Origin of the sequence: Okeania sp. SIO2F4, from assembly GCF_010672385.1 — a bacterium.
GTDB lineage: Bacteria > Cyanobacteriota > Cyanobacteriia > Cyanobacteriales > Microcoleaceae > Trichodesmium.
Map to the genome: position 1 here is coordinate 1 of NZ_JAAHGT010000426.1, position 7,859 is coordinate 7,859.

Annotated in this window: 7 protein-coding genes and 1 pseudogene; 3 read left to right on the forward strand and 5 right to left on the reverse strand. The window is 36.9% G+C overall.

What is annotated here, in order from left to right:
- Positions 1 to 1,262: serine/threonine protein kinase (locus F6K22_RS23625; RefSeq protein ID WP_293103505.1), on the reverse strand; the 1,262-nt coding region annotated here is incomplete at its 3' end.
- A 681-nt stretch (positions 1,263 to 1,943) separates the two neighbouring features.
- Here F6K22_RS23625 and F6K22_RS23630 point away from each other — a divergent pair.
- Positions 1,944 to 3,773, forward strand: coding sequence for an ABC-ATPase domain-containing protein (locus F6K22_RS23630; RefSeq protein ID WP_293103508.1), 1,830 nt, complete (start codon positions 1,944 to 1,946; stop codon positions 3,771 to 3,773).
- A 570-nt stretch (positions 3,774 to 4,343) separates the two neighbouring features.
- Here F6K22_RS23630 and F6K22_RS23635 read toward each other — a convergent pair.
- Entirely contained in the window at positions 4,344 to 5,429 is a 1,086-nt protein-coding gene (locus tag F6K22_RS23635; RefSeq protein ID WP_293103511.1) for a HEAT repeat domain-containing protein, read from the reverse strand.
- Between the two features lie 40 nt (positions 5,430 to 5,469).
- Between F6K22_RS23635 and F6K22_RS23640 the strand changes: the two genes are divergently transcribed.
- Positions 5,470 to 5,595: a hypothetical protein gene (locus F6K22_RS23640; RefSeq protein ID WP_293103514.1), complete on the forward strand. Its 126-nt coding sequence runs from the start codon at positions 5,470 to 5,472 to the stop codon at positions 5,593 to 5,595.
- Positions 5,596 to 6,367: 772 nt separating this feature from the next.
- Here F6K22_RS23640 and F6K22_RS23645 read toward each other — a convergent pair.
- The 3 genes from F6K22_RS23645 to F6K22_RS23655 all read right to left on the reverse strand — a co-directional run bounded on the left by F6K22_RS23645 (position 6,368) and on the right by F6K22_RS23655 (position 7,703).
- Positions 6,368 to 6,853 (reverse strand): RNA-guided endonuclease TnpB family protein, encoded by a 486-nt coding sequence (locus F6K22_RS23645; protein WP_293103516.1) that lies wholly within the window; start codon positions 6,851 to 6,853, stop codon positions 6,368 to 6,370.
- Between the two features lie 175 nt (positions 6,854 to 7,028).
- Entirely contained in the window at positions 7,029 to 7,169 is a 141-nt protein-coding gene (locus F6K22_RS23650; RefSeq protein WP_293103519.1) for a transposase, read from the reverse strand.
- 354 nt (positions 7,170 to 7,523) lie between these two features.
- Positions 7,524 to 7,703 (reverse strand): helix-turn-helix domain-containing protein, encoded by a 180-nt coding sequence (locus tag F6K22_RS23655; protein WP_293103522.1) that lies wholly within the window; start codon positions 7,701 to 7,703, stop codon positions 7,524 to 7,526.
- A 61-nt stretch (positions 7,704 to 7,764) separates the two neighbouring features.
- On the opposite strand from F6K22_RS23655, the pseudogene F6K22_RS23660 reads away from it, so the two are divergent.
- Positions 7,765 to 7,859, forward strand: a pseudogene (locus F6K22_RS23660) (IS200/IS605 family transposase); the annotation flags it as partial.

Below are 7,859 nucleotides of genomic sequence, written 5' to 3' on the forward strand. Positions count from 1 at the left end.
AAAGAGAGCGAAGGAGGTACTGAAAGAGTACCTCCTTCGCTCTCTTTTATTATATATGAGGGGGTGATTTCAATTTGTGTAATCTTATGTCGAGGTGCAGTTGATTGCCAGCACTTCAACCCGAATATTTCCAAAGAGTGAGAAATCTTTGATTGAGTAATACAAAATCTAATTGTTCCAAATAAAATCGAGATAATTGTCCAAGTCATTGCCGGACCTGTTAGGAAGAAAAAAAGTGTAAATAGAACAGATAACCAATCACCAGAATTCCAGTTTACAATAAACCCATTGCCAAAAACGAAATACCATGGAAATGCAAACAAAATGATAAGGATTAGCTCTAAATTGAAACCCCGTGGCGGAAAAACAATCTCCAACATTTGTCCAGTCTTCGTAACTTGAACTCTACTACCATCAGGTTTAGTAACGGCAGTCAACTGATTTTTTGGGAGGATAGATGTTTCTAGAGCTTCTAATGCTTGTTTTACTGATTTCAGCCGTAAATCTAAACTTGGCTCTGTCATTGATTTCAGCCAGTCGATCAGATCTGGACTGAGATTAACCCATTCCTCAAACTTGATACGCATCTGCTCTTGAGGTAATTCATCGGGATGTTGTCCGGTTGCCAGATAAATGAGAGTTGCTCCCAAAGCATACAAATCTGAAGCAGGTGTAGTTTTTCCCCCAAATTGTTCAAGTGGCATATAGCCATAAGTGCCAACAATTGTCCTGGTTCCACCATGTACTGCTGTTTGAACTGAACCCAAATCAATCAGGTAAACTTGCCCAATGCTATGACCACTGCGGTCAACTAATAAAATGTTACTGGGTTTAATATCTCGATGAATAACAGGTGGTTGGCGACTATGCAGGTAATCTAAAATTTTTAATAGCTCTTTGGCGATCGCTTTGATATCATTTTCGCTAAAGGTACGACCAGACTGTATCCAGTCGGATAAAGATTTAGCCTCAATATAAGTTTGAACTAAGGCAAAACCTTTTCCTAATTCCATCTCCACATTGAAGTAATCTAGATATTGAGGAATAGCGGGATGTTCGAGAAATTTCAGCACTTCAGTTTCCCGTTCAAAGAGTTTCAGATGTTCCCAAGTAAAGTCTGGAGTGAACAGCAACAACTTAACGACAACCAACAAATCTGTTTGCAAGTCATTAGCAAGAAAAGTTCTACGACCAATTTGACCACCAAGTATAGATTGGATACGATAGCGATCGTGTAAAACTTGACCTATGAATTGTTCCATCACTTTTGCTGTTGATTAGATAGTTGGATTGATTGTTTGTCTGATATCAAATCCGTTGGCTACGGTTCCCGAGAAATCGGAGTAATATAATTGCGTCGATCGTTATACAATGCATAAGAGCGAATGGCCATTCGCCCCTACAATATAGACTCGGATCTTTAATACTGAATAACACCGATGCTACCCGATTTGATATGATACTCAATTTCCTTATCTGACTTTAAGTATGACGAAATCAAACGAAATCATTTGATTGTACTGAGTAGTAAAATCTTTTTTATATTTTTTTATCCTATTTGTATGCTTGACATTAAACTATTGCTAAAGTATAATTAATAGTTTTGATTAACTTATACGATTTTGAAAATAATGGTTATCATTAGACCATAATTACAAATTTTAGTGTAAGGTTTTTGGTTACTGATTAAAGATTATGTTCTGATCTATAAAGTATTCTGTATTCCCACAGGCACTGATTATAAAGATAGATCATCAAATACAAAATCTAAATTACGAAATCTTATAATGACCAAAAAATAAGGTCTCCTGTCCCTTGAAGGGGGATAAAAAAATAAACTTCAGTATTTCAAGCCTTTGACTTTCCTGCGGAATGCTGCGCAAACAGCCAGAGGAACTGATAACTGATAACTGATAACTGAAATGACATCTGGCACCTGAAAAATGACTAATCAACAAACTCTCAGGCGGAAACTCTTAGACTTAGACAACGGTAACTACAAAGCCTACAGAGACATTCAAGGTAGTTACGAATTTCCTGACTTTACCCTAATTATTGACTATGTTCAGGGAGACCCCTTTGCCGCCCCTAGTAAGCTTCGGGTACAGGTGCCTTATACAGTTACTGGCTTTCCTCCAGAACTTTATAAAAATCCCATTCGGGAAATGGCCCTACGAGATTTCCTAACCCGTAAATTTGACAGACTGGCCTACGAAGTAAGTGGACGTCGTGGCACTGGCAAGAGTGGGATGATAGCAATTACGAAAATGGGACAAGAAGTTCTAGAACGAACATCAGTATACCTAGTTAAGATAGCTCCCCCAGCTCCTAAACCTGCTCCCGGTGAAAATCCAGCTTTACAAAGGGCAAAACCCATAAAATTAGGTAATCAAAAGGGTGTAGAAGTCCGATTAATAGTAGGATTACCTGCTGGTGGTCGTCGGATTTTAGGTAGGCAAGCAGCAGAAATGCTTTGTGATGATATCCCTTATATTGTTCACCGGAGTCTCAAATATGAACAATTAGATGCTGATGCTTGTCGCCGTCATGTAGAAACTGTAGAAGATACAGATTGGTTGCGGAAACAGTTGCCAGAAAAAAATTTAGTGGCTTTTGTGGCAAATGGGGCAATTTTACCTCGTCGGAGTGGAGTTGACGATCGCCCTTTATCATCTGAGGAAGTAGTGCCATTTAAGTCTCCCCCTTCTCTGGAAGTAGAGTTTGAATGTCCAAATCAAGGTAAAATTTCTGGTATGGGAATTCCTAAAGGGGTGACATTAATTGCTGGTGGTGGTTACCACGGTAAGTCTACTCTTCTTAAAGCCATTGAATTAGGGGTTTATAATCATGTTCCTGGTGATGGACGTGAATTTGTAGTGACAGATCCCGCAGCAATTAAAATTAGAGCGGAGGATGGTCGTAGTGTTGCTGGTGTAGATATTTCTCCTTTTATTAATCAGTTGCCTCAAGGTCGTTCGACTACTCAGTTTACTACTGAAAATGCTAGTGGTAGTACCTCTCAAGCTGCAAATATTATGGAAGCTTTGGAGACGGGTCTGGGAAATAGTAACTCGGAGGAAACTGCAACTACTACTACTCCCCCTGTGTTATTAGTAGATGAGGATACAGCAGCTACTAATTTTATGATTCGCGATCGCCGAATGCAAGAACTTATTGCTAAAGATCGGGAACCAATTACACCTTTTATTGATAAGGTAAGACAGTTATATACGGATTATCAAGTCTCAACTATTTTAGTTATGGGTGGTAGTGGTGACTATTTTGAGATGGCAGATAAAATCATTGCAATGGAAAACTTTGAAGCCCAAGAGGTTACAGAAAAAGCTAAGGAGATTGCCGAAAAATACGTTACTGGTCGTACTGCTGAAGGTGGTGAAAAATTTGGTGAAATTCGAGCGCGAATACCACTACCAGCAAGTTTAGATCCTAGTCGGGGACGACGAGATGTCCGTTTAAAAGTGCGGGATGTTGACGAGGTAGTATTTGGAAATGAAGATGTTGACCTTTCTGCAGTGGAACAATTGGTGAGTAAAGACCAACTAAGGGCAATTGGTGCCGCTATGGTTTATGCTAAAAAACAATATATGGATGGTAATAGGACATTATTAGAAATTATTGATGCTGTCATGGCAGATATTGAATCTAAGAGTTTGGATGTTTTAGTTCCTTTTCCACAAGGAGATTTAGCTCTCTTCCGACGCTTTGAGTTGGTGGCAGCAATAAATCGTCTGCGAACTTTGGCAGTTAAATAATCAGGAATTGCTAATATAATACGATTCCCAAAAAAATATTGTTACGGTAGGGGGTTTGGTTACCAAACCCCTACAGAAGACTAGCTATATTGTTGTCAATTTTTTAGGACTATTTCGTAAGAAAGAAAGAAGGAAAATGATAGATTTTGTCCCTCAATCAAATCAAGGACTTACCTGGAAAAAATCAGCAGTTATAATCAAGGAATTTGATTTGTAGTAAACATTGATCGCCCCTGGTATTACTGATACATTTAGTCTCTAATATATGAAATAATAAATAAATAGACCCTGCTGATTAACTCCCAAAGAAAGGATTTACATATAAAGACTAAAGCATTTTTAGAGCGAAAAAAGTGCCAGTTTTTCGCTTCCTTAAGCTCAAAATTTAAGGGTTTTCAGGAGAATAGCGGAAAAATCAAGGGACAATTATTCCTACTAACTTCTCTGTAATTCTTATTCCTCGTGAGTTTTGAATTCTACCCTCACCCATAAGACTTTTGAGCGCAAACCCTAAATAATTTTTCTGATAAAAAAAAGATAGAAATTTTCTGTAAGTTGTAATTTTTCAACTTACCTCGTGTGAATTCTACTTAACTGCTCTAAAGCCCATTTTGCTGTTTTTTCAACTTCCGGATCTGGGTCATACTCTGCTTGTTGCAAGAGGTTAGTTATTTGAATGATTAACTCATAAATTCGTGTTAAATCTCGAATAGCATTTTTTCTGACTTCTGCATTATCATTTTGAAGTGATATTGCTAAAGCTCTACTCATTGGTTTTAATGTTTTAGTGCCAATTTCTGAGAGAGTCCCTAAAATTAAACTTTGCTGTTTAGAATCAGAATCTATGAGTAAATTAACTAATGGTTGAACAGCTCTAGAGTCTCCTTTTTGACCCAGCTCCCAAATAGCTTGATGCCGTTTTTCCGGGTCAAAATTTTGTAACTCATTAATCAATTGTTCAACAATATTAACTTGAGGCACAAGATAGTTATTTTTCTGAGGAATATTATCAGAATCTTGAACTATATAATTTTCTTCAGTTGATTTTGATAAATTTAGTGGAGTTTCTTTTTGCTCATAATTATTATTTTCTTGGCGATCGATAGAAAAATTACTATCAACTATAGGAAATGTTTCTGCTTCAATATCTTGATGATGCAGTTGGGAGCTATTTGGGTAAATTGGGACATCAGTATTCTCCCTTGACTCTGCTTGTAGTGGAGGAAAAGAAGCATCTAAAGAATTTTCTGTATTGGCCATGGCATAATTTTCGCGAGGTACTGGCCATTGAGGGGAATTAAGATTGGGATAGTTAGTTTTTAAATTAGGAGAAGTTGCTTCTGGTATTTTCTCTCGAGATGATAGGTCTTTTTGATCTAAGTCTTTGGGTTGATGATCGTCAAACAACTTGAGTAAAATAAATACTACTGTACCAGTGACCAGAACAGATATGATACTCAACAGAAATAGTGTTCTTCGTCCTCCTAGAGCTTTGAGTATGGAACGAACTTGTTGAGGCACTTTTGAATCAGAGGAATCCGATTTTTTTTCCTTGGTCTTTTCAGATTCCTGGCCTTTTGAGTCACTATCTTGAGCAATATACAGAGGAACTGGATAATTTTGATGAGATTGTTGTAGGTTTACTGTTTTTGTCAAGGTACGATTACTGAATTCCCCTGTCTTGGAATCATAAATTATGGCTCTACTCGCAGTTGGAGAAAAGCAGCAGAAAGTCAACCATGTAACAATAAAAAAAGTAGATTTGTGGTGGAGCATGATGTTCTCTCAGGAGTTTTCAGAGGCAACTTTTACAGACTGGTAGGTAATTATAGTTTAGTCTGAGCATTGGTAGTTTTAGTTAAAAATAGGCAAATTCAGAAAATTTTAGCTACAAAATTACTATCTTAACATTTATTTTAGATTATTTGACTATCTCTTGGGTTGGGTATGTTTATAATTATAAATTTGGACTATAAGTTGACTATTTAGCTCCTTAGTCCCTACTCAATCTGTGAAATGATGGTCAAAAAATTGTGATGATACTTAAGAGAGATTTCATAGCAATTCACTGAAATAATTTTGCACCCTGAGTTATCAAATAATCACCTGAAATTATTTTCAATTCATTAAAGTTTGGCTACTGTTACAATTTGATTTATATTTTTTGATTTTTTATTTTTATAAAATAATTGTACATATACCTGAAACATAACATAAGTACCTGTGCAAAATTAATTTAACATTTGTTAATAGGGAACAGGGAATAGGGAACAGGGAATAGGAAAGAAAAATATACTTGTATACTTTAGCAGTAGAGCTAAAAATAATTTGGCCTACCTATTTTACTTGACCAGAAAATGTACAATTAATTTGGCTTAACTAATTATTTGGAGTAAAGCGTTAAAGTAGGTTGGTTACTCTAACAGCTTCTTCAGCAGAAGATATGCTCAAGTATAAGTTAGAGCTATAATTCAATCTAAACAAGTGAAGTCCCGGACGAGGCTTATCGTCAATTATCTCTCCTTAATGGAAATAGAATATACCAATTGACATCCTCTCCGGCCCAAAGGCTCGGAGATTCCCATCCATCTAAATCAAACAGACGCTCGCTGCTTGAAAGATTCTGAGCGGGTTGACGTTTCATTGACTGCTGCTACCTTGGCGGTAGTCTTATGCTTGCCTCCGCGTCCGTTTAATGTCTCCGTTAGCGCAGCTCCTCCGGAGGAGGCATGTCCTCCGGCGACTAATATATTTATTGCTGCGTTGGTATCGCGATCGTGTTTCCGGCCACAGTTTAGACACTCCCATTCTCTTACTGAAAGGTCTAACTTTCCACCTTTAAATCCACAACATGAGCAAGTTTGAGATGTCGGCTCCCAACGACTAATTACTTGAAATTCTCTACCGTATTTTTCTGCTTTTCCTTCTAGGAATGTTCGGAATTGTCTCCAACCTAAATCAGAAATAGCCCTAGATAATTTACGGTTTTTCACCATTCCAGATACATTTAAGTCTTCTAAAACTATCACTTGGTTTTCGTTAATAATTTCAGTAGATAATTTATGTAAAAAATCTGTCAAGCGTATCTTTTAACTTGGCATGAAATTTTGCGATTCTCAGTCTAGCTTTTTCATAACGATTTGTACCTCTAGTCTTATTAGATAATGACTTACTCAGTTTTCGTTAGCGTTAGCGTTAGCGAAGCTCCTCTGAAAGAGGCAGCTCCTCTGAAAGAGGCAGCTCCTCTGAAAGAGGCTACTTCTTAATTCGTTTTTTGAGTGGTTTAGGAGCATCAACCTTTGTACCATCGCTAAATGTAGCAAAAGTTTTAATTCCTAAATCTATACCTACTGAATTATTAGTTTGAGGTAACACTTCTGGTTGTATTTCTATCACAAAGCTTAAAAAATATCTATGAGAACTGTCTTTTATTACTGTGACTGAGCTAGGCTCACGCTTGTTGTTCTCGTATTGCAAATAATCTTTAGTTTCCCGACTTTAGCGATCGGAGACTTTGTGTTGACCAATTTTAAATCCTCATGCATCTAAATCTAGCTGTTTGTCTAGATTTCCTACTCTTAAACTTAGGAAGTATTGCAGGTTTTCCTTTCCTCTTGCCTTTACAACTATTAAAAAAGTTTTGATATGCTTGGTTTAAATCATTTAATGATTGCTGTAATGGTATGTTAGAAACCTCTGATAACCATTCTCTATATTCAGTCTTTTGTAGGGGCGATTCGCGAATCGCCCCTAGGTAATAAACTGTTTTTGAAGTTCAGCGTTACTAGGCTTTTTTAAGCCTTGTTTATACAACTCATTGCAATAAGCTAGACTATCATTCCAAACTACTCTGCAACAACCAAATAATTGTGCTAATTTGGCCTGTTGATATTTATTTGGGTATATTCTATACTTATATCTGGCTTTCATCTGTTTTATTGCTTTTGGCCTGTATGTTATAATTATAGCACAATTAAATTTGGTGCGCAATATGTTAAAACGAGAAAGAAATAGCGTTTCAGACTTAAAGGTACATTTGGTCTGTGTAACCAAGTATAGAAAAAATGTGCTAACAGCAGAAGGACA